We start from the raw sequence: 25,935 nt of genomic DNA on the forward strand, positions 1-25,935 counted from the left end.
GAGCTGTCCGTAAAATTTATTATTCCTTCTGGCATTCCTCTTCATCCTTCGGAATTGTAGAATCATTGTAAAATGATCCGGGGGGTGAGTATGGACAATTCCGCAAACCGGCAGTATCCCAATCGCCATTCCATCCGGCTTAAGGGTTACGATTATTCGCAGCCCGGGGCTTATTTTGTGACGATTTGCACCCACCATAACGAATGCCTGTTTGGCGAGGTGGTGAACGGCGACATGGTTTTGAACGCCCTGGGGGAGCAGGTGCGGTTTACCTGGTTCGACCTGGTGAACCACGTCCCCAACATCGAATTAGGGCCATTCGGGATCATGCCCAATCATGTGCATGGCGTGATTGAAATTGTTGATGGTTCGGTAGTAGGGGCAGGTTCAGGACCCGCGATGGTACGGGCAGGTTCTGAACCTGCCCGTACCGAACCCGCCCGTACGCCGATCCCATTGTCCGAAATCGTGCGTCAATTCAAGACATTTTCGGCGCGGCGGGTGAATGCGTTGCGCGGCTTGTCGGGGGTGCCGGTGTGGCATCGAAATTACTGGGAGCATATCATCCGCAACGAAGAATCTTACGAAAAAATCGCAATGTACATCACCCACAACCCGCTTCAATGGGAAATGGACCGCTTTCATCGATAGCTAGGCGCCGGATGGCGCCACCATGGATTATGCTGCGTATAGCTAAATTTTCTGATTCGGAAGGCCCCCGGAAATGGCGCCTGCACCCGGCATGGGCGCCTGCACCCGGACGGGCGCCTGCACCCGGCACGGGCTCAGCTTGGCCGTCGCCGGTTGATAGGTGTTCTAATTCCCCGCTGCGCCCTTACATCGTTGTGGAATCTGATCGGAGACCAGGAGGAAGACGCGCGCGGTCACAGACCGGCAAGGGTACCTACACCCGAATCGGCGAACATCGTCGCTCCGGTAAATCAGCAATCAGAAATCAGCAATTTTTTTCATTCAGAATCGCCCTCGAAGAGGGTTCAGCATTCAGCATTCAGCATTTCTTCTCATCCTCTTCATCATCTTCGTCCATGTTTTCTTCCCCGCCTCCGCCAGCGCGCTCAGCCCCTCGGACGCCGAAAGGCACATCGGCGCCACCACCAGCACGGCGTACTGCGGCCATTTGGTGTTCCAGATCAGCAGGAAGGCAAGGCCGATCGCCAGCCAGGCGAAAAACACGGGCTGCTGTTTGAACAGGCGCGGCAGGCCCAGGATGGCCAGCAGGAAGATGAACGTGTCCAGCAGGAAGATGAATTCGGGGCCGCGTTCGGGCATGGGCTGGTTCTCGATCGGCGTGGCGAAGGCCGTGACCGGGCGCGAGAGCCAGATCAGCGGCTGGTGGAAGGGGTAACCCGCCGCCCGGACCGCTTCGCCGTTCTGATAATCCAGGCTGAACGCCAGCGAGTTCGCCAGCCGCCCCGCCGGATCGGGGTAGAGGTACGGGTCCGCGCCGACGAAGGCCGCTGCCGCCAGCGCGGCCAGGCCGATCAACAGACCCCAGCGGGTCCAATCGGCCCGCCGTGCCGGGATCACCGTGATGAGATAGGTTGCCCCGACGGCCAGGGCCACGATCCCGTACTGGTATTTGGCCGCCGCCGCAGCGCCCAGGCACACCGCCGAACCGGCCAGGCACAGCAGCTCCCGGGTGTGATTCCGGAGCGACAGCTTCTCCTTTTGCCTGAGCCACGCGTGCGCCTTGCCGAACAGGAAAACCGCCAGCATGCACAGGCTGGCCGGCAGGGCCTCGAGGTAGATGACGCTGGTGTACTTGATCGACATCGAGTCGACGGCCAGGATCAGCCCGGCCAGGGGCGAGATCAGGGTCAGCACGCCGGTTTCGAGCGCGCCGAAGAGCACGGATACCATGCGCAGGGCGAACACTTTTTCGGGGTGGACCGCGGCCGTGATAGGGGTGTTGTTGCTGAAGAACTGCCACACATCGCCCCAGTAGTGCCCGTCGGATGGGAAGAACGAGAGCACGGCGCCGTAGACCAGCTTGGCCAGGACCGGATGCTCGTAGTTAAACGCGATGCGCGGGATTTCCGCCAGGCGGTCGTTCTGGATCAGGTTGGCGTAGAAACGGGCCGCGGTGTAATAGACGGGCTCGTCGTAATCGATGGGCAGGGTGGCGGCCGCGTAGGCGCGCAGGACCAGGGCGGTCAGAATGATGGCGGCGATGAGAAGGCAACGTCTCTTCATGGGGGATCCTGTCTGGCGGGGTGAGCGCTGAAATGGGGGGATGATTGCGTGGGCACTAACTTTATTCGCTGAAAGAACAAACAATATTATAAGGCGGAAGCCCGGTAAATGCAATTGGCGATTGGCTTTTAGCAATTAGCGGTTGGCGATTAGCTTTTAGCAGTTAGCGATTGGCAATTGGCTGTTAGCCGTTATTACGGGGAAATCAGCAATCAGAAATCAGCAATTCTTCTCGTTCATCATCGCCCTCGAAGAGGGGTCAGCATTCTACATTCAGCATTCATCATTCAGCATTCTCTTCATCCTCCCCATCCTCTTCATCCCTGTTTTCTTCCTCACGGCACGGGCGCCTGCACCCGGCACGGGCGCCTGCACCCGGCACGGGCGCCTGCACCCGGCACGGGCGCAGCTTGACCATTGCCGGTTGAGGGGTCTTCGAATTCCCCGCTGGGCCCTTACGCCGTTGTGGAATCTGGTCGGGCGACCCGGGAGAAGACACGCGCAGCTTGACCGTCGCTGGTTGAAAGGTTATCGAATTCCCCGCTGCGCCCTTACGCCGTTGTGGAATCTGGTCGGGGGACTCAGGGATAAGATGCGCGTAACCTGCACCCGACACGGATAGCATCGTTATTACGGGAAATCAAAAATCAGCAATCAGCAATTAGAAATCAGCAATTCTTCTCATTCATCATCGCCCTCGCAGAGGGTTCATCATTCAGCATTCTCTTCATCCCAGTTTTCTTCCTCTTCTGGTATCATTTACCTATCCCTCTTTTTACCCCTCAAACCATCATGGATGACACGTTCACAACCCTCTCGCGGCACATTGCCGCCCACATCCTCAAGCAGCCCAACCGCAGCCTGCGCGCCGACGAAGCGCTCATCTCCTCGGGGCTCATCGATTCCTTCAACCTGGTCGACCTGGCGCTGTACGTCGAAGATTCCTTCAACGTGCGCATCGACGACTCCGAGCTCAACGCCGATACCTTCGACACGCTCGGCGAGCTGGTCGAGCTGATCGACGCGCGGCGCGCCTGACATGGCCACCTTCACGCGCCTGCTGGTGGACCGGCTGCGCTCGCAGCCGGATTCGACCGCGCTGGTGCTGCAAACTGCCCGCCAGCCGGACTGGACCCTGAGCGTTTCGGACCTGATACGCGCCGCCGCGGGCTGGCAGTCGGTCCTGGCCGGACACGGCGTATGCCCTGGTGAGGCGGTGCTGCTCATCCTGCAGCACGGCTCCGACCTGGTGCAGGCCTACTTCGGCTGCGTGCTCAACGGCAGCATCCCGGCTGTCATGCCTTTCCTGACCGAAAAACTGCTCCCCGAGCGCTACCGGGCCGAGCTGAGCGCCCTGCTGGGCGTCACCCGGCCGGCCGCGGTGATCACCTACGCCGACTTCGAGGGCGAGGTGCTGGCTGCCGGTGGGGGAGGGGATGCCCCGGCGGTGATCGTAGCCGAACGGGTGCGCGCAGAAGCCGCGCCCGAGCCGGACTGGGAGCAACTGCCCGGCCTGCGCCGCGATCCGGACGACATCGCCCTCCTGCAGCACTCGTCTGGCACCACCGGCCTGCAAAAGGGCGTGGCCCTCTCGCACCGCGCCGTGCTGCGGCAGCTCGAGGTCTACTCGCGCGCACTGCGGCTCGACCCCGCGCGGGATACGATCGTCTCGTGGCTGCCGCTCTATCACGACATGGGGCTGATCGCCAGCTTCCTCATGCCGCTGCTGCTGGGCGTGCCACTCGTGTTGATGTCGCCTTTCGACTGGGTGCGCGCGCCCTACCGGCTCCTGCAGAGCATCTCGGCCTACCGCGGCACGCTCACCTGGCTGCCCAACTTTGCCTACAATTTTTGCGCCCAGAAGATCCGCGACCGCGATTTGCAAGGTGTGGACCTCTCCAGCCTGCGCGGCGTCATCAACTGCTCTGAACCGTGCCGCCCCGAGAGCCACGCCGCCTTTACCGCGCGCTTCGCCGGCTTTGGGCTGAACCCCGCCGCCCTGATGACGTGTTACGCCATGGCCGAAAACGTGTTCGCCGTGACGCAGGCCGGGTTGGACGGCCCGGTCAGCGAAGACGTGATCGACCGCGACGCCCTGCAGGTGGAGCGGGTGGCCCGGCCGGTCCCCGCGGACGACGGGCGCGCCGTGGTGCGCATGCTCTCGAACGGCCGGCCGTTACCCAACGTGGCACTGCGCGTCGTCGACGCGAATGGCGCCGATTTGCCCGAACGGGCCGTCGGCGAGATCGTCCTGCGCTCGGACTGCATGTTGAGCGAGTATTACCGCCGCCCGGAAGTCACCCGCAAGGCCTTTTTACCCGGCGGCTGGTATCTGACCGGCGACCTGGGCTACCTGGCCGGCGGCGAACTGTTCGTCTCGGGGCGCAAGAAGGACCTGATCATCGTCGGCGGCAAGAATATCTACCCGCAGGATATCGAAACGGCCGCGTCCCAGGTGCCGGGCGTGCACCCCGGCCGAGTGGTCGCCTTTGGTCTGTTCGACGAAGCGGCCGGCACCGAGGAAGTGGCCCTGGTGGCCGAGGTCGACCCCGCCGGCCCGGCCGAGCGCGAGGCCCTGGCCGACGCGATCCGCCAGGCGGTCACCCGCGGCACCGCCGTGACCCTGCGCCGCGTGCACCTGGTCGGCGCGGGCTGGATCATCAAGACCAGTTCGGGGAAGACGGCACGCGGGGCGAATAAGGAGCGGTTCCTGAAGGAATTAGCCACAGAGGGATAAGAGAAGAAAGCCACAGAGGTCACAGAGAACACAGAGAGATAAGAAAAAAAGAGGAGAAGAGAGATTAATGGAAAGAAAAAGGAGAAACGAAAATTTGGAAACGATGGATAATTGTCGTAGGTTTCGTCCTAAAAAAGGCTTAATCTCTTAATTCTCTGCGATCTCTGTGGGCTAGTATGATGAAAATGATGAGTGATACCATACAATGGGACCCGGCAGGCCGATCGGGTATAGGTCATAAGAGGCCGTCACAGAGCAGGGTCGCCGGGTCCGTCGTGTATGTTGCCCGAACAGTTGTGGGGTCCAAGAGACCGTATTCTGCTAGAACGGGCACATCCATTATACAAACAGACGAGGGCAGAATGGAGCAGCAAATCTCAGTAAGTGTGGTCGGGATTGATGTTTCAAAGAACCGGCTGGATGTCTCAATCGCGGGCCAGGATTGGGCAGAAAGCAACGATATCATCGGGATCGAGGCCTTCATTGATAAGCTGAAACCTCTAGCGCCTGGATTGATCGTAGTGGAAGCCACGGGAGGACTGGAACGAGCGGTGGTCTCGTTATTATCCCTGGACGGCTTTCGGGTGGCGGTGGTCAATCCTCGCCGAGTCCGCGAATTTGCCCGCTCGATTGGCCTGCTGGCCAAGACCGACAAAGTCGATGCACGCTTACTGGTTCGGTTTGGAGAAGCCATCCAGCCCGAGCCGACCCGCTTACCCAGTGAAGAAGAACAGCAGCTCACAGCATTGATGACCCGACGTCGCCAGGTGATTGAAATGCTAACCATGGAGAAAAACCACCTGTGCAGCGCCCATCCGAGCATGCAGACCAGCATCCAGAAGATCATGCAAGCCCTGCAGCAGGAGTTGGTTGAGCTCAACCATCAGATTGATGACTTGATTGGGCATACGCCTGACTTTCAGGAAAAGAATGACATTCTTCGTTCCGCGCCTGGGGTGGGCCAAGTTACGGCTGCCATTCTGCTCTCAGATCTGCCTGAGTTGGGAGCCCTGGGCCGCAAGGAGATTGCTGGCTTGGTCGGCGTAGCTCCCTATAACAATGACAGTGGCCGTCATCGGGGGAAGCGTCGGATCAAAGGCGGACGGCCTTGTGTCCGCACGGTTCTGTACATGGCTACCCTGAGTGCCACGAAATATAACCCTATCATTCATTCTTTCTATCATCACCTCCTGGCCATGGGAAAGGAGAAAAAAGTGGCGTTGGTCGCCTGTATGCGGAAGTTCTTGGTGATCCTTAACGCTATGGTTCGTGATCGGCGTCCCTGGCAGCCTTTTCCCTCAGTTTTAGCCTGATTTTCTTTCTTGACATTCTACACAGTTGCTCTGTGGCAGTCTTTCTCTTTTCTTAACCCTCTTCTCTTCTTCTCTCTGAGCTCTCTGTGATCTCTGTGGCTATTTCTTCGGGGGTGAATATGACCGATCCACTCACACACGCGATCATCGGCGCAGCCATTGAGGTGCATCGCGTGCTGGGCCCCGGGTTGCTCGAATCGATCTACGAAGAAGCGCTGTGTATCGAGTTCGACCGCCGTGGTATCAATTACCAACGCCAGGTGGCGGTGGATGTGTGGTATAAAGACCAGGTCATCAAAGGCCAGCGTCTGGATATCCTGGTTGGTGGTGAAGTGGTGGTGGAATTGAAATCGATGAGTGCCATGCCGGATTTTGTTACCGCTCAAGCGCTTTCTTATCTAAAGGCAACCGGTCTGAAGCGGGCATTGATTATCAACTTTGGACAGAAGATTTTGGTCGATGGGGTTCGAAGGATCTCTTTGTGAAGAATGAAGAATTAACCACAGCGCTCTTCGTGCCTATTAATTTACCATGTCTTATAATTCAGAAGCCTCTTTATACTTCTTCCTAATTCTCTGAGGTCTCTGTGACCTCTGTGGCTTCTTAAAGGATTTACTTATGCAATTATTTTTAATCCGTCACGCACAATCCGCCAACAACCGCCTCTGGGACCTCACCGGTGACAACAAGGGCCGCAGCCACGATCCCGAACTGACCGGGCTGGGCCTCAAGCAGGCCACGAGCGTCGCCGGGCAATTGCGGGATGGCGACCCGCTGGATAACGGGCAGACCCCCGGCGCCCGTCCCGAGCGCGGTTTTGGCATCACCCACGTCTACTGCTCGCTCATGCTGCGCGCCGTGCAGACCGGCAACGCCGTCGCCGAAGCCCTCGACCTGCCGCTCATCGGCTGGCCCGAGGTGCACGAGGCCGGCGGCATCTACCTCGACGATGAGGAAACCGGCCTGCCGATCGGCCTGGCGGGCAATCCGCGCTCGTTCTTCGAGCAGAATTTTCCGCGCCTGGTGCTGCCGGATTGGCTGAATGAAAGCGGCTGGTGGAACCGCGATTTCGAGTCCGACGAAGATCGCCTGCCGCGCGGTTACCGCGCCCTGGCGCAACTGATCGAGCGTCACGCCGGCAGCGACGACCGCGTGGCGGTCATCACCCACGGCGGGTTCTATAACTACATTCTGGCGGCCATCCTCGAGCTGCCCAGGCGCCCCGAGTTGTGGCTGCTGATGAACAACACCGGCATCTCACGCGTCGGCTTCGAGAAGCGGCCTGTGTTGTACTATCACAACCGCACCGATCACCTGCCGCGCGAATGGGTCACATAGCGGAAAGCGGTTAGCAATTAGCCATTAGCCATTGGCTTTCAGCCTTTAGCTAACAACCGACAGCCATCGGTAACCGTCAACCGCTAACCGCCAATAGCCAACAGCTAAAAAGCCAACAGCTAACAGCTAAAAGCTAACAGCTAACAGCTAACAGCTATTCCTCCTCCGGCTCGGACAAGGTGAAAAGGATGCCGCTGATCTCATCCAGGCACATGTCCTGATCGGCCAACGGGATGGCGGCCCGAAAAATCACCAGCTGCTGCGGATCGAGCCCATCCAAACCGCTGATGGCCTGATAATCCCGGTAGCCCATGCCCTGCTCCGATTCCAGCCATCCGTAAATATCGAATGTCGTCTGGCCGATCTCCAATTCGCTCTTGAGTTTCCCATCGGGCTGGTCGGGGGCGCGCTCGCTGATCTGGCATTTTTCGTTTTTCAGGTTGGTCAAAATGAATTCCCCCGATTCGCCGGGCTCCATTTTCCAGATATCCGATTTATAAACGATGGCATAAGGGTGCCACTTGAGGCTCACGCTCTCCTCGGTCAACGGCATGGGATTCGTCAGGACAAGGTTTTCGATCTTCGCAATGTTATCCCAATCCCAAAATGTGAGCGATGTGATGCCTGGTTTCGGTTCTGGAAAGAGGAACCAACCGGTTAAAAGAGTATTTCCCCAAAAAGTCGTGGCATTGCTGTCTCCGCCCCCACCGATGAGATCATACCGATTTCCAAGGTTATCCATCATAAACATATTCGGATTGTTAACATCGCCGGATTTTTTCACGCTCTTCCCGATGGCTTCGGCGTTATACTCCACATTCCAGGAAACAGTCACGCACATCGTGCCGTCTCTAAAGATTTCGATGAACCAGACACAGAACTTCACCTCCGCCGAATAATTGGCGGTGAGGTAGGGAGAGTAATTTACGCAGTCGCTGGTGTTGTATTTTCCGGGGATATAGCCGTTGGCGGTCCGGAACGGGGTTGGGGTGTGCGTGAAGATGGCCGTTTGGGTGGGCGCCGGTGTGGGCGTAAGCGTGGGCGGGGCGGGGGCTGTCGCCGCAGTGTCCTGAGGCGCCTGCGTACCAGCTGGAGCGGATCCGGTGCAGCCGCTCATCACCATACAACCGATGCAGAAAACCAACAAAGCGAGTCTTCGAATGGATAGATTTGGCATGATCGTTATCCTAAAATTATTATGGTTTCCGGCCTGATCCGGCCGGCGAACTCCCCACTTGGTTGTCATACAGTAAATTATTGGATTGCAACCGGTTTATAAATTCTATTTCTACTGAAAATCGTAATAGAGGAGTTGAATCCTGTCAAACGCCGGCGTGGTATTAATTTGCGAGCAGTTGGTGGCAAAAACAAGCCGCCGGCAGGGATCTCCTGCCGGCAAGAATTTGCCAAAGGTGCTCGTCTTTGGTCGGCGGCGAAGGGCCAACCGCCAATCGCTAACCGCCAATCGCTAACAGCTAACCGCTAACTGCCAATCGCTAACAGCTAACCGCTAACTGCCAATCGCTAGACACTACTCTCGTCCCCTTTCTTAAAAACCCGCCCGGGCTGCCAGGGCGTGCCAAATGCGGGCAGCAGGAAGCGGTCCAGGCCCCACCAGCCGGCCACCTTCCAGGCCAGGATGAGGAAAATGGCGATGGTAAAGAGCAGCGGGTTCGAGCTGGCCGAGCCCGCCATCATGAAATTCCAGTTCATGAAGCCGCCGAAGAAGGCGGCGATGCCGGTGAAGGCGCCCAACACAAGCGCAACGCCGATCAAGAGCTCGCCGGCCACCACCACCTTGGAAAACCAGGTGTACGAACCGGCATCCAACATGCTCTGGATGAAGGCGCGGTACCAGTCGAAGGTGATCGCAGGGCGGGCCGGGGCGGTTGGGATGGCCACCGCGTTGGTCCAGAAGCCCTTGAGGATTGCGCCGGTCTGCGTCCAGCCCGGGTTGCCGAGCTTGCCCCAGCCGGATACGAGCCAGGTGTAGCCCAGATACATGCGCAGAATCACCCAGATCCAGGCCCAGCGGGTATTACCGAATAATTTTTGCGCCAGTGGGGGATCTGAAATCTGATATCCCTTCGTGGCTGCAGTGGTTGTTGACATGCTCACCTCCTGATAAGGATGTAATCTGACATTAATTATCCAGATTATATGTCAGCCTGCGCAGAATGTCAATCATTTTTTCACACCCGCCGGATTTCAGAAGCGGCCGGGGCGAAAAACAAACCGACTGCATTCGTGTTATGATCGGGGAATGCCGGGATTGGTGGATGGATCGCCGGGTTGCGCCTGTATCGGGGCCTGCCTGCGCTTCCGCCGTTCGAAACCGAACCATCTACCCGGGCATGACCATTTTTGCGAGGAGTGAAGTATGAACTGCTGGCTTGAAAAACCGGGTTCCACCCGGCCGGGCCGCAGGGGGAGGTCTTTGGTGAGAATTCTGGCATGCGGGGCGTTGATTGCCCTGCTGTTGAGCGCCTGCGCGGCGCCTGCGGGGACGCAGCCGGCCGCGAACGCGCAGCAAACCGCGCCGGGTGAGACCGGGAAGCCCACGCGCACACCCTTCCCGACCCGCCGGCCGCCGGCCGGTACGCGCACCCCCACCGTCGACCCATCCGCCCAGCCGACCGAAGGCGCCACTCAGGTCGCGGGCACCGGGACGCCCGGCGCACCGGCTTCGGGGACGGCCGCCGCGGGTGCGGTGACCCTGACCTTCGGTGGGGCGTTGAATGTGCGGCGCGGGCCGGGCCTGGCCTACGATACCGTGGCCGCGTTCGAAACTGGCCAAACCGTGGCAGCCAAGGCCCAGGACGGCAAGGGCGAATGGCTGCAGGTGGAGGTGCCCAATTCGACCGGCGTTTTCGGCTGGGTTTATTCCAAGGCGCCGACTGTGAACGTCAGCGGCGATCCGCTTTCGCTGCCCGATGCCACCTTTACGGACGCCGTGCCGGCCTACGTGCGCAACTGCACCTCGCACCAGATTTCCCTGCGCCCGGGCGAGATCGTCCTCGAGCCGCTGGCCCAGCAGCCGGCCAACCGGCAGCAGGTCAACCCCGGCTTCTACGAAGTGGTTGACCTGACCCTGAACGCCGCCTCGGTAACGACCATGTCGGTGACCGAGGGCAGCGAACTGATCGTCACCCAGGACGGGAATGGGGTGAACTACACCTGCCCAAGGTGAGAAGAATGAAGAATGCTGAAGGAAAAAAGACCGCTCGGTGAAAATGCCGGGCGGTTGTTTTATTTTGACCACGAATTACACGAAACACAAGAAAAGAGACTGTGCGGATAGATCCGATCGTCTCCCTTTCAGATGCCCGTCAACGGTTTTGCCCATTCGAAAAATACCGGTATCCTAGGGTGAGCAGGTCTAAACCGATTCGTATTCTATCGGCAGGCACGGATGCGGCCGGCGCCCAGATGGGGCCATAGACCCAGAAGGGCAGGACCGGTTGTTAAGAAAAGCGTCCCTTTTTTTTCGAAGAAAAGATTGACAATTCAATTGCAATATATATAATTTGTATGTTCGTAATATTACTTGTAAACAATCAAAATTATTTGTTAAGTTATTGCATCTTCTAGAGTCTGAAATCCATTTTGCACTGAATAAATTTCAAGCGACAATCCAATAACACATCGAGGGGTACCATGCAGCGCATCGTTTTCATTGCTTTATCCATTGCCCTTGCTTTTGCAAATGTTTTCCCTCTGGGATCCTTTGCGAATTCTGCGAATATTTCTTCTTCGCTTCAGCAGGTCGAGACGATAACTCCATCGCCAACCGATCAGCTTTCCACCGAAACCCCGACCCCCGAAATTACCCCAACCGCAACGGATGAGGTCACTGCAACCCCTACTTCTGAAACCACTGAAACCGAGACTCCCACACTCGAACCAACCCTGACCGAAACAGCCACACCCGAGGAAACGGCGGTTATCGAAGAAGAACCGGTGGATGATCTCCAGGCCTACTTTGATGTAAAAGTGAGCCCGCGTTTCCTTCGGCCAGGCGGAAGCATCAACCTCCACTACCAATTGGGCGTCGATCCAAATGAAAGCGGTAATAATTACTCGTTACGCATCCAGGCGCCACCTTACCTCGTTGTTTCTGAAGGGGAGCCGTTCGCGCTCAACGCAGATGGAATTATCGAGAGCGTGAATCCGCTCGATAAAGCCAATGGCAAAGTACATCTGGATGTTCTGGACGAAGCCATTGGAGGTGAGGCAGCAACGATTTTGGTTCAGTTATTCAAAGACGACGAATTGCTCTCCGAACAAGAATTGACCATGGTGGTTGCCCAGCACGTATCCAAAGCGCAGGGGGGCGAGGTGAGCGGCGCAATGGGAAACAGCGCCAAGGTGATCTTCCCGCCGGATGCACTGCCGGAAGATGCGGATGTGGTGGTGATGGACCTGGGTTGGGAAGATGACTCGATAACTATCAATTCTTCGGGAAAGCCATGGCATCCTTTTAAGATCGAAGCTTATGCCAAAAACGGTGAGGCAATTAAGCATTTCGATCAGGAAATCACGATCGAATATGCCTATGATCCGGAAGAATACGCTGGTAATGAATCGGTGCTATACCTTTCGTATTTCGATGAAGATGCTCAAACCTGGGAACCGCTTCCTGGAAGTGTGGACATGGTTAACAAGCGGATTATTGCACGGTCGGATCATCTGACAGTGTTGAATCCGAATTATAACAATTGGCAGGCAGCCATGCTTCCCAGTATGGCAGGCTGGCAGGTATCCACCTTTACCGGCGCAGCAACTTATTCAGTTCCGCTCACGCTCCCAGCCGGTCCAGGCGGTTTCCAGCCATCTTTGGAATTGAGCTATAACAGTCAGGAAATCGATAATGCGGGTATTTCTTCCCAGGCTTCCTGGGTGGGAATGGGGTGGTCGCTGGATTTGCCTTACATCCAACGGGATAACGGAGGAACCTGGGATAATGTCAATGACGATTCATTCTATATTCATATGAACGGCGTTTCCGGTTTATTGATTAAAGGCAGCGATGGTTACTGGCATACGGAAGACATCAGTTTTCCAAGGATCGAGGTCCATGGCACATTATATAACGGAGGAGCTTGGTGGGAAGTCTGGCTTCAAGATGGGACTCGTTATCAATTTGGCCAGGTAGATGGGAACAATCAGCCAACTGCCGGTTATCCATTCTGCTGGTCGGATACCAACGGAGGAACGATTTATAAATTGACCTGGCGTTGGGCGGTCAGCCATATTATTGATCCTAACGGAAAAATAATCCGATACAGATACCAAAGGGATCAGCACTATATCACTGGTTATAGCTGTTATTCCAATTCTTCCCAACAAACGACGGAGTACTGGCTTTACCCAAAGGAGATCCTTTACCCCAATAACGCATATCGGGTCGTCTTCAATTGGGGGGACAGGCGTGATTATTATCATTCCTGGAGTCTCTATAATTACTCCAGTTCGCGTACTGCGTACATGGAATCTCGGCTGAACAATATCGAAATTCAGCATAATCCCGATAGTGATGCAGCTTTCGTCGATACAGAACCCATTCGACGGTACCTCTTTACCTATTCAAACGATTATGATTTAGGATCAGGAAACACCATCATTTGGCCGGGACATCGGTGGAACGAAACGGCTTTATCCGGTTATCCAAACACCAATATGACCCTGACCCTGAAACTATTCCAGGAACAAACATGGGGAGAGAATAGCCAGTGGAACGGTCTGCCGCCGTATACTTTTAATTACGGTACAGGCGTAACTGCCGATGGCGTTACCTACCCTGATGGCGATGGATTACATTTACATTGGGCGGAGAACGGATATGGTGGGCGGGTCGAATTTACCTATTCTCCTTGGGCGTGTAATGTTAATGACGATAATGGGGATGGCGCAACGGATTGTAGTTACGCGTGGAATTCGAGTTTGCAAAACGATCCCTGGAAGAAAATGTATGGTAATTTCGGAGGTAACGCAGGGGATTTAGGTACAACCGTGAATGATTACAAATATTGGTATAGTTGGTACGATAAATCAATGGCCCACCCTGGGGCTGCATATGAATTGCATATGATGGTAGAGCGCAGGTATGGCAGCGGAACCGTTCCTTTACAGGTTTTTGTCGATAACGGCGCGGGATTGCAACGTACTTATCTCAATACAACCATTACGACCAATTCGGGATGGCATGAATTCGATATCAAGTACTTTCTGGATGGCAATTCGAATACAAATTTAGCAATGGTTGATACCCATTGTGGAACGGGTGAAATCGGCTGCCATCTTTTCCAATATCAATTTCGCTACCTACCGACATTCTACCGTGTTACAGAAATGAAGACCATCGACCAGCAATCCGGGACGACTTATTCATCCACGTATCGTTATTCAGGTGGAAAGATGAATGAGACCCTGGTTGGTCAATATAAGAATTGGATGCGTAACCCACCCTTCACGGAATTTCGTGGTTTCAACCAGGTCATTGAAACGGCGCCAGACGGTCATAAATCGATTTATTCCTACTGGCAGGGCGAAGAAAGAGATACGCAGGGAAATTGGATTGGAAAACATCTTCAGGGCCGGTTGAAAGAACTCAGGGTCACGGCTGCAAATGAAGCACAAGTATTCCAGCGAACTGTTTACACCTATGAACCGATCTATTTCGATAACGTACTAATTCCATATACGAAGGCCGGAGGCTTTTGGACGCCAATCGAGGTCGAGTTTTACTGGATTCGCTTAATTTCGAAAGAGGATTATACCCATGCAGGCGATATCAATAATTTTATCGGGCAGAAAACAGTATATGACTACGATGTGACCTTGCAGGGAGGCCAACAATTTGGCAATATCACCAAACAGGTGGAGTTCGAATGGAAAAATAGTGCCTGGCAGCCGGTACGCTCCATACGAACTTACTATTATCCGAATGTCTCCAGCAGCCTGTATCTGACCGGCTTGCAGGCCTTTACGCAGACGTTTACCTGCTCCACCACGCCCTGTGTGTACGATGGTACGACCCTGCAGGGCGAGATCATGTATCTTTACGATTCGAGTACCAGTTATTCTACACCACCGACGCAGGGAATCGTTACTTATCAACGTACACGGATCGCGCAAGATCAATATTCGGATGTGCGATTCACCTATGACGCCTGGGGCAACCGAATCACATCCACCAGTTATACCAAGCCTGGTACCTTTAGCACGCCGGCTACCGAGGGCGCGCAGACCACCACCTTCTGCTACGGCGGCGGCCAACCCTCCGGCTGCCCGTACGACGGCCACGCCACCTACCTGTTGTGGACGCAGGACGCCATCCCTTCGCATCCGCATGTTTCCAATACCTACGATCTGCGCACCGGCAACCTGCTTTCACAGACTGACATGAACGGCCAGGTCAGCGCTGCTTACTATGATGACTTCGGTCGGCTGGCAAAGGTGATTCGCCCGGGTGACAGCGTGGATTCGCCGACATTTCGCGTGGAATACATTTACCAATCGCCGGTCTGGACTACCGGATCTTACGGCTTCTCCACCCGGGTTTATCAGAAGATCGATGCCAGCACCAGCACCGTGTTGCAAAAGTATTACAACGGGCTGGGCCAGCTCTTGCAGACCCGCGTCATCGATGCCTCGGTCAACGGCGCAACACGGGACATCATCGTCGATTATGCCTATGATAATTTGGGGCGGTTGTGGAAACAATCCATGCCGCGCGACGTGGCCACCGGCGGGGACATGGCCGTGCAGGATTTTGGCACGGTGGTGACAACCAGCTATGACGCCATCGGCCGGACGACGACGGTTAGGCAGCCGGACAACACTGCCACGAATTACGCCTACTCGATATCCGGCAATACACTTGCCACAACCATCACCGATGCAAAAGCCAATGCCACTGTACAAAAAACGGATGTTTTTGGTCGGTTGTTGAGTGTGCTGCCGGCGGGCTACCCGGCCAATCCTGGGGTGAGCTATGCCTACGACTCGCTCGACCGGATGACGAGCGCCACTTACAGCAGTTGGACCACCACGATTCATTATGATTGGGCCGGGCGGAAGACGTCCATGACGGATCCGGACACGGGCACATGGCTCTATGTCTACGATGGTGCAAGCAACCTGACCCGCCAGACGGATGCGAAAGGTCAGCGAACTTGCCTGTATTATGACTCTCTAAATCGACTGATAGGCAAGCATTATCGTGGAGACGATAATTGCCCATCCTCACCTAATTTTAATGTAAGTTATACATACGATTTTGGCGCCAACAATATCGGTTACCGCACCGGCATGCATGATGCTACAGGGATCACCTCCTGGAATTATAATGAGCGCGGATTGATGATCGATCAGACAAAGCAAAGTAGCGAATATGGGTATTTCCTGACGCAATGGACGTATTACTCCAATGATGCTGTTAAGTCCATGATTTACCCTGGAGGAAACAACGGTCAGCCGGGTGAAACCGTCAATTACACTTACAATCCACAGGCAGCCTTGGAGAGTATGACCAGCTCTACCGAGGGCTACGTAAATGAAATTGTTTACGATGCTGCCGGGCGAGTGGGAGAAATGGCCATGGGGAATGGAGCCACTCCGACATCTTCGGTAATTGAAAAGGCGTATACCTATTATCCATGGACTTCGCAAGGGGGGCGTTTGAAAGTGAGTTCTTCGGCTTTACAGTCATTGACTTATACCTATGATGCCGATGGAAATATCACTCAGATGATCGATGCACGTTCGACGGGCTCTGAAACGTTGGACTATACCTATGACAGTTTGAACCGGCTCGAGACAGTCACGAATGCTTATTCGGAAAGTATTTTTTATGACACGAACGGTAGAATTTCGGATCGGGTTATGCCTGATGGTATTTCAGGTTCGAGTTTCGCGGAAAATTTCAGCACCAAGAATACCGCAGATTGGAAATGGACCAGTAGTGCGACTGCACCATACACGATCGAGAACGAGCAGGTTGCCATATCTCAAGGGAATTCAGACCCCGATTCATCTGGGGTAAAGCGATCTGCGACGATTACCGAATCAACTACAATTCAGGTTCGTTTTAAATTAAGTCAAACTGGGACAGATGCTCGTTTCTTCTTTGGCTTATCTCCGACGCTCCCTGATCCAGGATGCAATCCCGAAGAACATTGTTATATGAGTTTTTCATCGAATGATGCGGTAAGGTTGCAATCCGATTATGGATTAATCTTTACACCTCAACCGACCAGAACATATACCTCAATATATACCTTTTATAACCAGGCAGGATTGAAAGAAGAAAACGGTACCTTTTATTATTTCCAGGGTCACACAAATGGTGTTGAAACCCAGACGACATTGCTAACCAACGTGCAGGCAAATACCTGGTACAACTTGACCATTAATCGTGGAAGTGGCAGCGTATCGGGGCCATTGACCATCACAATTACCCAGGAAAATGACCTTACCAAAACGGGCACATTGACGCAAACTGTCAGCAACATCGACTGGCATTTTCGTCACACCATTCGATCAGGCACGGCATATATCGATGATTACCGTGAAACATGTGGTACGCTCACTTATCTCTATGGCAGCCACCCCCATGCGGTTACTGCGATCTATGACGCCAGCCAACTCATCCGTCAGTATTCGTATGATCAAAATGGAAATATGACCGAACGGATCGAAGGAAGCGATACTTATACCTTTAGTTATGATCCTGAAAACCATCTGATTTCTGCTTCGAAAAATGGTCTTGTTCTGGCGACCTATACTTACGACGGTGATGGGAACAGGGTAATCGCCGTGGAGAACGGCGTCACTACTGTATACATTGGCGACTCCTACGAATGGCGATCAGATTCCTCAACCACAACCGAGGTGAAGTATTATTCAGCGGTTGGACAGCGCATTGCCATGCGCACCAACGGCGTGCTCACCTGGCTGCTGGGCGATCACCTGGGCAGCACTACGATAACGGCTAACGCGAATGGAACCCTCGCCAGCGAGCAAAAGTATACCGCCTGGGGGCAAACCCGCAGCGGATCGGTGGGCAATGACCGGCAGTACACCGGGCAGATCAGCGAATCGCAGCTTGGATTATATTTCTACAACGCCAGATTCTACGATCCGTACCTTAGCCGCTGGATCCAACCTGATTCGATTATTCCCAATGTGTATTATCCCCAGGATTGGGATCGGTTCTCTTATGTGAAGGGCAATCCAATCAAATATAATGACCCTTCTGGTCATTGTGTATGGGATGGATGTGTTCTTGAAACTGCTGCTGTCGGTGGATCTATTGTAATTGGGCCTGTCCTTGTGGTAGGGACATTTGCGCTTCTTGCGGTTGGGGCAGTTGTCTACATAACAAATCCAACAGTGCAAGAAAATGTAAATCAAGCAATCTCGGGCTTTGCAGAAAATATTGAAAATTCTGTTAGTGATGCGACAGCAAAACTCAGGGATCTAGCAAAGACTACAAGACCTAAGCCTCTAACTTCGGATGAACAAGAAAAAATCGATCACCTTAACAATGATCTTGAGGATTTTCTTAATGAACATCCTGATTTAGCAGAAGAGGCAAAAAGAAATGCAGACGGAGAGAAATTACAGTATGATCATCTTGGAGAAGCTGAGCAATTTATGAAGGGAGTTGAAAATGATATTCAACACTTACAACAAGTTCGGCGGTCACGCGATGCGGCTGGACAAAAGGCCATCGATGAAGCAATAAACACCGCTCAAGATTGGGTAAATCGTGTGAACAAATTACTACATGGTGACAAATGAAAAAAGAACTAGAGTTGCACAATTTGCTTGAAGAAGTTGTGGCTATCGCAAACGATCCAGGAGGAAAATTTTATGGAGCTGGATTATGGAAAAAATGCCATAAATTAGTCGAGGCGCATTACTTACCTGCCAAAGATTTTTTCATCCAAGAATTAGATGATCCCAGATGGAATTGGCGAAGAGAGAGTGTGAGTTTACTTGGATATCATTATAAGTTGGATCAAAAAGTGATCAACAAAATTCAAGGTCTCCTTCTACATGATCCGGATTCCGGAGTCAGAATTGCATGCGCTTCCGTTTTAGGGAATCAATCTAAGCTTCCTGATATTGCTTTATTAGAAGCATTGGAGCATGATGCAAATGCTTTAGTTAAAGAATCTGCCTTTACGGCTATTCTGGACCTAGCTGGTGTCCCTTTTAAAATCCGAGAGTATTATCTTCAAAAATTACGAGTTGGGGATTTATCGCCGACAGTAGACCAAATAAAAGAGATATTGGTCATAGAAAATATCAATACGAATGATATATTCGATAAGTAGGTAAGTTGCATATGGATCTACCGCTTATTTTCCCACCATGACAGCGCGTGTCCATGCGACAGGGTGCTTCGTGAGGTTGGTCACAGACGGCGGCGACGCGGCCTGCCCGAAGGTGTGCAAGGACCGAGCGCGACCTGTGCGACGGTCGGAGACTCGGGGGAAAAAGACACGTGCGGTCAGCGGCCTTCCGCGTCCAGGGCGTCGACCGGGTTGGAAATGCCGGTGCCTGGTTGGAAACGACAACGACCACAACCTATGCCGTGACCAAATATTATTCCCTGGCCGGGCAGCGCGTGGCCATGCGAAAGGGCGGAAGCGTATATTACCTCTACGGCGATCACCTTCCCTTACAGGGTGCTTCGCGAGGTTCGACCAGCCTGATCACGGACGCCAATGGTTCGTCGGTCTCAGAAACACGATACGAGCCCTACGGGCAGGTCTACTGGCAGTGGGGCGCGACGCAGACGGACTTCGGATATACGGGTCAGCGCTTGGACGGCTTCGGGTTGATGGATTACAACGCCAGATTCTACGATCCGTATTTAGCGCGCTTCATCCAGGCAGATACGATCATTCCGCAGCCGGGCAATCCACAGGCGTGGGATCGATATAGTTATACGTACAATAATCCGGTCAATTATACAGATTCTACCGGCCATTCAGTTTGTGATGAATATGGTAACTGCTACATGAAATATGGAGAAAGAATTCCAAATAAGAGTAAAACCATGCCAAACATTAATATTATCTATTCTGGGGTACCATTTATTGATGTGATTAGATACCCGACAAATGGTGGAAATGTTACAACTAATTTTGGTTCACATAACACGTGTGATTATGGTAACTACAAGAATATTGGTAAAGGGGGATATTCAAAGGAAGACTACTTAGCTGATTGGGGTATTCATCCTGGTGTGGATATCGGGAAACCAGAGAACGACACCAATATATATTCGATATATCCCGGGATTGTTGTTTTTGTGGGTGAGGATGATAAAAATGGTGGGAATAAGGTAGTGATACGTCATTTTTATAATGGTAAATCGTATTATTCAATGTATTATCATCTGGCTAGTTCTGCGGTTGAAGTTGGGGATATGGTAAATAGAGGATATGTAGTTGGAGTAATGGGAAACACAGGAACTAGTGATCTCCATCTCCATTTTGAGGTGAGGACTCAATCAGGTGTTGGCTCACAAAATAATAGTAGTGTGTTTGTTTTTCCTGGGGCTGCGAGTCAATGGTGGGCAAATAGTGCATCTGAACTACAATCTAATTGGATTGATATTTCTCCTCGGTTTGGCGGTTATGATGACTTCATGCCAGTAGAATGGAGATAAGAATGATCAAAACAATTCATAACCGAAAAGTAGAGTATCTTGTATTATTATTGTTGGTCATCAGTGGATGTAACTATTCTTCATTACAGGATAATCAAATACCTGCAGATACAAATGATAAAATAGCCCCGAGCTCTTCAATAGGACCGTTATCCACAAGGCAAACTGTGGATCGATCCACGATTTCAACAGAGCAGCAAATTCAAAGGAAGATTGCTTTAACAATGACACGGACCGATTCTATTTTTGACGCAATGTTCTTTTTTGATCATGATTTAAATTTGGTAAATTCAATCGATACTGAAACTTATCCATATCTTTCCTCGATGGGTTGTCAGGTGATCAATATTTCCGACGATCAAAGGGGATTTGTTATTACAACCAGAGATTTCAATGGGAATATTCTCAAGAGAGCAGTGGCGCTGGAAAAACGGAATAAAGATGATCGGATTTTTGGTTATTCCATATCTCCATCTGAACAGTGGATCGCTTATCTGGTTATCACCGGCGATTGGGGTATGTCGTACGACGAGGCTGAGATTCAAGATGTAAGGCTTCTCAAAATTGATGCGGGAATACCCCAAACCGCAAAACTCCTGACAATTCACGGTGGCGCAAGAGCTAACCTGGTGATTTGGTCCCCAGACAATCATTACCTTGCCTATACGGATTTCGATGAAAACAAAAGCGTACAAGCCTTCATGTATGATTTGTTGACTGGCGAAAGCCTTCAAATTTCTCACTTTGGAAATGAAAAGGAAACCGAACAAATCATTGACCTTAAATGGTCAATTGATTCGAAGTACCTGGCAATTGCGACATCCGTGAATGTGGGAAAAAAGGATGGAAAGAGTAATACCGGAGCGGTACATTTATTCAGGGTTTCAGATAATAATCTTCAAACGCTGAATCTGAAAATGAAGGATGTCAGAAATGCGGAAATACAGTGGGGGGATGCACATCGTTTATTAGTGCTATTAATAACACAGAAAAATATCCAAACCAATCCGGACTTTGCGTTAATATGGTTTGATGTAGAGAAGAACGCAATATCACGAAAACTAACCCAGATGGAATTGGGAATAAATCAGGTGTTTTCGGCTTTGCCACTGACCGATGATCTTAATCAAACGTTAATAGAAGGTTCTTCGGCTCCTTATTTATTCATTTACAATTATGAAAAAGGTGAGTTGATCAATAAGGAGCAGAAATTGATGGATGGACTTTATCAATTCGTCGAGACTTCCAGCGGTTTTCTACGATCACCCGGATGTAAAGAATGATGTGCAGTGAGTAGGGTGCATTCGGTTTTTGAATGCATCCATTCTTTTTTCGTTCTATAATTTCTTATGCAATCAATGATAGCCGCTTCGATTATCGTTTCACCGTGGCAGCCGGCGCATTGCCATGCGCACCAATGAAGCGCTCACCTGGCTGCTGGGTGATCACAGGCCTTGAAAGGATGCTTCGTGAGGTTGGTCACAGACGCCAGTGGCGCGGCCTGCCCGGAGGGTGCAAAGATCGAGCGCAACCTGAGCGACGGTCGGAGACTCGGGGGAAATGACGCGCACGGTCGGAGACCGGCGCGAGCGAGACCGGGCGACCCTGATGAAGGAGGTCATAAAAGTGAAAAAGGTGTCCTTGAATATTTACCTTATCATCGTAGCTTTATTTACATCGAGTTGCAGCTCTGCGGCATCAACAGTGCAGCCTGCATCGACAGCAGCAAATCCGGTCCAGTCTGCGACCGCGCCTCTGACGCCAACTAGCACCAGCTCCCCTGTGCCAACGACGACGCCAACCATTGAGGCCACGTTGGAATCGATGGCTACCAGGGAGACGATTGCAGCTTATATCGATAAGGGTGAAAATTGTGAAACTCCCTGTTTCCTCGGCATTTATCCTGGAAAGACCACCCTTCGTGAAATGACAGGGATTCTTACACATCTTGGCCTTCCCATTTCGAAAATAAGCGATAAAGGCGTAGATTATTATGGGATCGACTATGAACTGGATAATCGTTTATCGATGAATGTGACGTTCATTGTTCAGGACCAACAGGTGAAGAATGTAAAAATGGATATTAGTATGGATACTTCAGAGGTTAGTGACGCGCGAAATTGGCCGGCTTTCTCACCGGAGACATTGATTGATCGGTATGGGACGCCGTCGGAGGTGACTCTTGCCACAGATTGGGGACCGCGTTCATATTTCGAGATGAATATCTATTTTGCTTCAGTGGATCTAATCGTTGAATATAATGGGTATAACTTAATATCAAGGCCTAGTAATTCAATGGTTATTTGTCCTCTGCGAACTCCGTTTGAATATTTACGAATTTGGATGGGAAAAGATCCTCAATATCCGCCAATGGAGGCTGTTTCATTTGAAAAAGCGACCTCATTGACTATGGAAGATTTTGCGGAGTTAATGACCGGAGACCCCGATCAGGCTTGCTTCACAATGAATGAAGAAGTCATTCCAAAGCTCAGAGAAAACCCCTGAAAAATAATGAGGTAACCGTAGATTGCAGCAAGATTTTGGAATTATTCCATCATTCGTGGATGCATTGTATCGGCAACGGTGTGCTCACCTGCTGTTGGGCGACCACCGGCCCTGACAGGATGCTTCGCGAGCCTGGTCACAGACGCCAGCGCGCGGCCAGCCCGGAGGGGTGCAAGGATCGAGCGCGACCTGTGTGACGGTCGGAGACTCGGGAGAGAGAGGACACGCTCGAAAACCGGCGCGAGCAAGGACGCTCATGAACAACGATCTCGGTCAACACATACTTTCGGCTATTGAGAAAACCGCCCCCGAAATCCGCGATCGGATCGAGCGGCAGATCGACGAAACCCGCGGTCAGGGACTGGATGCTTTTGAAGCCCTCCTGAAAGCAGCCCAAACCCAGGGTGGGGATGCGGACCTGCGTGCGGTCGTCTGTTGGATCCTCGGGCAGCTTGGCAAAAAAAAGGCTGCTTCTGCCCTCATCGCGGCCCTCGACAGCCCGGCGACGAACGTCGTCCAAGAGGCCGCCAGGTCTCTGGGATTGATCCGAACTAAAAAAGCCTTGCAGCCACTGATTGCCGTGTTGCAGCGGTCAGAAAATCCCGATCAGCAAGAGGCCGCCGCCTATGGATTGGGGATCCTGGGAGACAAGCGGGTCGTCGGAACTTTGGTCCGAACCTTGGAAAACCCGGAAGTAAGCCCGCGGGTACGCGGGTATTGCGCCGAGGCATTAGCCAACCTGGGGGATCCGATGGCATCTTTCACACTTCTGGCTATGCTCGACGATCCTGCGGTGGAAGTACGCTTCTGGTCTGCATACGCCCTGGGTGAACTGAAGGAGCAGCGGGCGATCCCCAGGCTTGAGCACCTGGCGAAGACGGACCAGGCCGAACTGCCGGGTTGGGGGACAGTCAGCGCAGAAGCTGCGGAATCATTGGCCCTGATCAGATCCAGTTCACCTCTTGGATAAGTTTATTAGGGCTATGCTGAGGTTATGAAGAATGGGAATACAACTGGCACACTCGAATCCCCACGCGAGCGAGGCCGCCCGTTCTCTTCCCCGCCTCTCTTCTCATCCTCTTCATCCTCCCCATCCCTCTCTCTTCTCTTCCCTCTTGACATCCCGCCCCGTCTGCTATACAATTCATTCAATGATACATTGATACAATTCTTAACGCCAGGATTTCCCCTATCCGTTCGACCAGGGCCGATTTAGCCCGGCGGTGGATGCAACGGGGACAAATGCGAAGTATAAATTCCCCTGGCGTTGAATTGCGCCAAAGTTCACAAAGAGGAATTCATGATTCAAACTGAAGGACTGACCAAACGTTTTATCAAATCCAAAAAGGACGCGCCCATCACCGCGGTCGATGACCTGACCCTGAGCGTGGCCGAGGGCGAGGTGTTCGGCTTTTTGGGACCCAACGGCGCCGGCAAGACGACCACGGTGCGCATGCTCACCAGCCTGATCGCGCCCACCAGTGGCCGCGCTTTCATCGACAAGCTCGAAATTGGCAGGGACGATCAGAAGATCCGCGGGCGGGTGGGCATTCTCACCGAGACGCCCGGCATGTACGAGCGCCTGAGCGCCGAACGCAACCTGACCATCTTCGCCCGCCTGTACGGCGTCAAGGACGTCTCCGGGCAGGTGGAGAAGTACCTGCGCATGCTGGGGCTGTGGGACCGGCGCTTCGACGAGGTGGGCAGTTTCTCGAAGGGCATGCGCCAGAAGCTGGCCATTGCCCGCGCGCTGCTGCACGAACCGCGCATCGTCTTCCTGGACGAACCCACCAGCGGCCTCGACCCCGAAGCCGCCAAGCTGGTGCGCGATTTTGTCGAAGAGCTCAAGACCGAGGGACGCACCATCTTCATCTGCACGCACAACCTGGACGAAGCCGACCGGCTGTGCGACCGGATCGGCATCTTCAAGACCCGCCTGATCACGACCGATTCGCCGGAGAATTTGCGCGAAAAGCTGTTCGGGCGCAAGGTGGTCTTTCACCTGCAGTCCATGCTGCCCGGACTGAGCGATCGCGTGCGCAATTTGCGGGGTATCAAGGACGTGCAGGCCGTGGAGAACCGCCTGCTGGTATCGCTGGACGATCCGGAAGCCCAGAACCCGGCCATCGTGAAGACGCTGGTCGAAGCCGGGGCGGGGGTGCAGTTCGTGGGTGAGCTGCGCCATTCGCTGGAAGATATCTATCTGGAGATGATCCGGCAGGAGGAAGTGAAATGACAGACCGAATTCGCACGATCATGGGCAAGGAATGGACGGAAGTCTTCAAGAACAAGATGGTGCTGTTCACCGTCCTGTTCATGCCGTTGCTGTTCACCGCGCTGCCGCTGATCATGCTGGGTACGATGAGCGGGTCGGTGAGCGCCGATGGCGCGGATATGACGGATATGCCGGCCCAGTTTGCACGAGCCTGCGCGGGCCTGAGCTCGGGCGATTGCATGCAGGCTTACCTGATGAATGAGTTCATGCTGCTGTTCATGATGATGCCGCTGATCATCCCGATCACCATCGCGGCTTATTCGGTGGTGGGCGAAAAGGCCACCCGCAGCCTCGAACCGCTGCTGGCGACACCGATCACCACTGAAGAGCTGCTGGCGGGCAAGGGCCTGGCGGCGGTCATCCCCGGCGTGCTGGCCACCTGGCTGTGCTTCGGCATCTTCCTGCTGCTGCTGCCGGTGGTGGGTGTGAGCGCGCGTCTGTTCGCCTACATCACCGGGCCGACCTGGCTGCTGGCGGTGCTGGTGGCGGGCCCGCTGATGGCGGTCATGGCGGTCAACTTCGCGCTGATCGTGTCTTCGCGCGTCAACGACCCGCGCGTGGCCGAGCAGCTCTCGACGATCATCATCCTGCCGCTGCTGGCGGTGCTGTTCGGGTCGCTGGCCGGGATCATCATCCTGAACGTGACCAACATGCTGATCGGCATTCTGATCATCGTGGTTGTCGACGTGGCCCTGATCTGGGTTGGCGCGCGACTGTTCCAGCGCGAAGTGATTTTGACACGTTGGAAATAAAGAGGGGAAGAGGTATGAGGTATGCGCTCAGTTTTCCGGAAATAATTTATGGCCGTCCAGGAAAAGCACCTTTACCCCGCTGACCACAGAACTCATCACTCATCACCCCTCAC

18 protein-coding genes are annotated in these 25,935 nt (G+C 53.4%); 15 read left to right on the top strand and 3 right to left on the bottom strand.

The genetic code is table 11. The features are described from left to right. Positions 1 to 90 precede the first annotated feature (90 nt). Positions 91 to 651: a transposase gene (locus LARV_RS19490; RefSeq protein ID WP_075075476.1), complete on the top strand. Its 561-nt coding sequence runs from the start codon at positions 91 to 93 to the stop codon at positions 649 to 651. A gap of 351 nt (positions 652 to 1,002) precedes the next feature. Here the strand turns inward: LARV_RS19490 and LARV_RS19495 are convergent, their stop codons facing one another. Beyond that, a complete protein-coding gene (locus LARV_RS19495; protein ID WP_075075477.1) occupies positions 1,003 to 2,214 on the bottom strand; it encodes a hypothetical protein in 1,212 nt (403 codons plus the stop codon). A gap of 792 nt (positions 2,215 to 3,006) precedes the next feature. Here LARV_RS19495 and LARV_RS19500 point away from each other — a divergent pair. The 5 genes from LARV_RS19500 to LARV_RS19520 all read left to right on the top strand — a co-directional run bounded on the left by LARV_RS19500 (position 3,007) and on the right by LARV_RS19520 (position 7,602). Beyond that, entirely contained in the window at positions 3,007 to 3,252 is a 246-nt protein-coding gene (locus tag LARV_RS19500; RefSeq protein ID WP_075075478.1) for an acyl carrier protein, read from the top strand. Position 3,253: 1 nt separating this feature from the next. Beyond that, on the top strand, positions 3,254 to 4,951 hold the full coding sequence (locus LARV_RS19505) for an AMP-binding protein (protein WP_075075479.1): 1,698 nt from the start codon (positions 3,254 to 3,256) through the stop codon (positions 4,949 to 4,951). A gap of 362 nt (positions 4,952 to 5,313) precedes the next feature. Continuing rightward, positions 5,314 to 6,264, top strand: coding sequence for an IS110 family RNA-guided transposase (locus LARV_RS19510; protein ID WP_075071883.1), 951 nt, complete (start codon positions 5,314 to 5,316; stop codon positions 6,262 to 6,264). Between the two features lie 119 nt (positions 6,265 to 6,383). Continuing rightward, the gene (locus LARV_RS19515; RefSeq protein ID WP_075075480.1) at positions 6,384 to 6,749 is read left to right on the top strand and encodes a GxxExxY protein; all 366 of its coding nucleotides are present in this window, start codon (positions 6,384 to 6,386) and stop codon (positions 6,747 to 6,749) included. A 133-nt stretch (positions 6,750 to 6,882) separates the two neighbouring features. Next, positions 6,883 to 7,602: a histidine phosphatase family protein gene (locus LARV_RS19520; RefSeq protein ID WP_075075481.1), complete on the top strand. Its 720-nt coding sequence runs from the start codon at positions 6,883 to 6,885 to the stop codon at positions 7,600 to 7,602. A gap of 154 nt (positions 7,603 to 7,756) precedes the next feature. On the opposite strand, the gene LARV_RS19525 is transcribed toward LARV_RS19520, so the two are convergent. Continuing rightward, a complete protein-coding gene (locus LARV_RS19525; protein WP_152031890.1) occupies positions 7,757 to 8,779 on the bottom strand; it encodes a hypothetical protein in 1,023 nt (340 codons plus the stop codon). A 347-nt stretch (positions 8,780 to 9,126) separates the two neighbouring features. Continuing rightward, positions 9,127 to 9,714 carry a DoxX family protein gene (locus LARV_RS19530; protein ID WP_075075483.1) on the bottom strand — a complete coding sequence of 196 codons (588 nt, stop codon included), beginning with the start codon at positions 9,712 to 9,714 and terminating at the stop codon, positions 9,127 to 9,129. Between the two features lie 328 nt (positions 9,715 to 10,042). Between LARV_RS19530 and LARV_RS19535 the strand changes: the two genes are divergently transcribed. The 9 genes from LARV_RS19535 (at position 10,043) to LARV_RS19575 (ending at position 25,822) form a co-directional block, all read left to right on the top strand. Beyond that, positions 10,043 to 10,792: an SH3 domain-containing protein gene (locus LARV_RS19535; RefSeq protein WP_152031891.1), complete on the top strand. Its 750-nt coding sequence runs from the start codon at positions 10,043 to 10,045 to the stop codon at positions 10,790 to 10,792. 467 nt (positions 10,793 to 11,259) lie between these two features. Beyond that, positions 11,260 to 18,408, top strand: coding sequence for an RHS repeat-associated core domain-containing protein (locus tag LARV_RS19540; protein ID WP_075075485.1), 7,149 nt, complete (start codon positions 11,260 to 11,262; stop codon positions 18,406 to 18,408). After that, complete coding sequence (locus LARV_RS19545) at positions 18,405 to 18,947, top strand: HEAT repeat domain-containing protein (RefSeq protein WP_075075486.1); 543 nt, start codon at positions 18,405 to 18,407, stop codon at positions 18,945 to 18,947. The genes LARV_RS19540 and LARV_RS19545 overlap by 4 nt, the downstream gene beginning before the upstream one ends. Before the next feature lie 230 nt (positions 18,948 to 19,177). Further along, on the top strand, positions 19,178 to 20,290 hold the full coding sequence (locus tag LARV_RS19550; RefSeq protein ID WP_152031892.1) for a peptidoglycan DD-metalloendopeptidase family protein: 1,113 nt from the start codon (positions 19,178 to 19,180) through the stop codon (positions 20,288 to 20,290). A gap of 2 nt (positions 20,291 to 20,292) precedes the next feature. After that, positions 20,293 to 21,573: a hypothetical protein gene (locus LARV_RS19555; RefSeq protein ID WP_075075488.1), complete on the top strand. Its 1,281-nt coding sequence runs from the start codon at positions 20,293 to 20,295 to the stop codon at positions 21,571 to 21,573. Positions 21,574 to 21,850: 277 nt separating this feature from the next. Continuing rightward, complete coding sequence (locus LARV_RS19560) at positions 21,851 to 22,795, top strand: hypothetical protein (protein WP_075075489.1); 945 nt, start codon at positions 21,851 to 21,853, stop codon at positions 22,793 to 22,795. 256 nt (positions 22,796 to 23,051) lie between these two features. Beyond that, positions 23,052 to 23,765 carry a HEAT repeat domain-containing protein gene (locus LARV_RS19565; protein ID WP_075075490.1) on the top strand — a complete coding sequence of 238 codons (714 nt, stop codon included), beginning with the start codon at positions 23,052 to 23,054 and terminating at the stop codon, positions 23,763 to 23,765. A gap of 330 nt (positions 23,766 to 24,095) precedes the next feature. Next, complete coding sequence (locus LARV_RS19570; RefSeq protein ID WP_075075491.1) at positions 24,096 to 25,031, top strand: ABC transporter ATP-binding protein; 936 nt, start codon at positions 24,096 to 24,098, stop codon at positions 25,029 to 25,031. Further along, the gene (locus LARV_RS19575; RefSeq protein ID WP_075075492.1) at positions 25,028 to 25,822 is read left to right on the top strand and encodes an ABC transporter permease subunit; all 795 of its coding nucleotides are present in this window, start codon (positions 25,028 to 25,030) and stop codon (positions 25,820 to 25,822) included. The genes LARV_RS19570 and LARV_RS19575 overlap by 4 nt, the downstream gene beginning before the upstream one ends. The last annotated feature ends 113 nt before the right edge of the window (positions 25,823 to 25,935 follow it).

Source organism: Longilinea arvoryzae (genome assembly GCF_001050235.1).
Classification (GTDB): Bacteria; Chloroflexota; Anaerolineae; order Anaerolineales; family Anaerolineaceae; genus Longilinea; species Longilinea arvoryzae.

Coding starts and splice junctions, on each gene's coding strand:
- LARV_RS19490 (WP_075075476.1), top strand. CDS start 91: ATGGACAATTCCGCAAACCGGCAGTATCCCAATCGCCATTCCATCCGG.
- LARV_RS19495 (WP_075075477.1), bottom strand. CDS start 2,214: ATGAAGAGACGTTGCCTTCTCATCGCCGCCATCATTCTGACCGCCCTG.
- LARV_RS19500 (WP_075075478.1), top strand. CDS start 3,007: ATGGATGACACGTTCACAACCCTCTCGCGGCACATTGCCGCCCACATC.
- LARV_RS19505 (WP_075075479.1), top strand. CDS start 3,254: ATGGCCACCTTCACGCGCCTGCTGGTGGACCGGCTGCGCTCGCAGCCG.
- LARV_RS19510 (WP_075071883.1), top strand. CDS start 5,314: ATGGAGCAGCAAATCTCAGTAAGTGTGGTCGGGATTGATGTTTCAAAG.
- LARV_RS19515 (WP_075075480.1), top strand. CDS start 6,384: ATGACCGATCCACTCACACACGCGATCATCGGCGCAGCCATTGAGGTG.
- LARV_RS19520 (WP_075075481.1), top strand. CDS start 6,883: ATGCAATTATTTTTAATCCGTCACGCACAATCCGCCAACAACCGCCTC.
- LARV_RS19525 (WP_152031890.1), bottom strand. CDS start 8,779: ATGCCAAATCTATCCATTCGAAGACTCGCTTTGTTGGTTTTCTGCATC.
- LARV_RS19530 (WP_075075483.1), bottom strand. CDS start 9,714: ATGTCAACAACCACTGCAGCCACGAAGGGATATCAGATTTCAGATCCC.
- LARV_RS19540 (WP_075075485.1), top strand. CDS start 11,260: ATGCAGCGCATCGTTTTCATTGCTTTATCCATTGCCCTTGCTTTTGCA.
- LARV_RS19545 (WP_075075486.1), top strand. CDS start 18,405: ATGAAAAAAGAACTAGAGTTGCACAATTTGCTTGAAGAAGTTGTGGCT.
- LARV_RS19555 (WP_075075488.1), top strand. CDS start 20,293: ATGATCAAAACAATTCATAACCGAAAAGTAGAGTATCTTGTATTATTA.
- LARV_RS19560 (WP_075075489.1), top strand. CDS start 21,851: ATGACGCGCACGGTCGGAGACCGGCGCGAGCGAGACCGGGCGACCCTG.
- LARV_RS19565 (WP_075075490.1), top strand. CDS start 23,052: ATGAACAACGATCTCGGTCAACACATACTTTCGGCTATTGAGAAAACC.
- LARV_RS19570 (WP_075075491.1), top strand. CDS start 24,096: ATGATTCAAACTGAAGGACTGACCAAACGTTTTATCAAATCCAAAAAG.
- LARV_RS19575 (WP_075075492.1), top strand. CDS start 25,028: ATGACAGACCGAATTCGCACGATCATGGGCAAGGAATGGACGGAAGTC.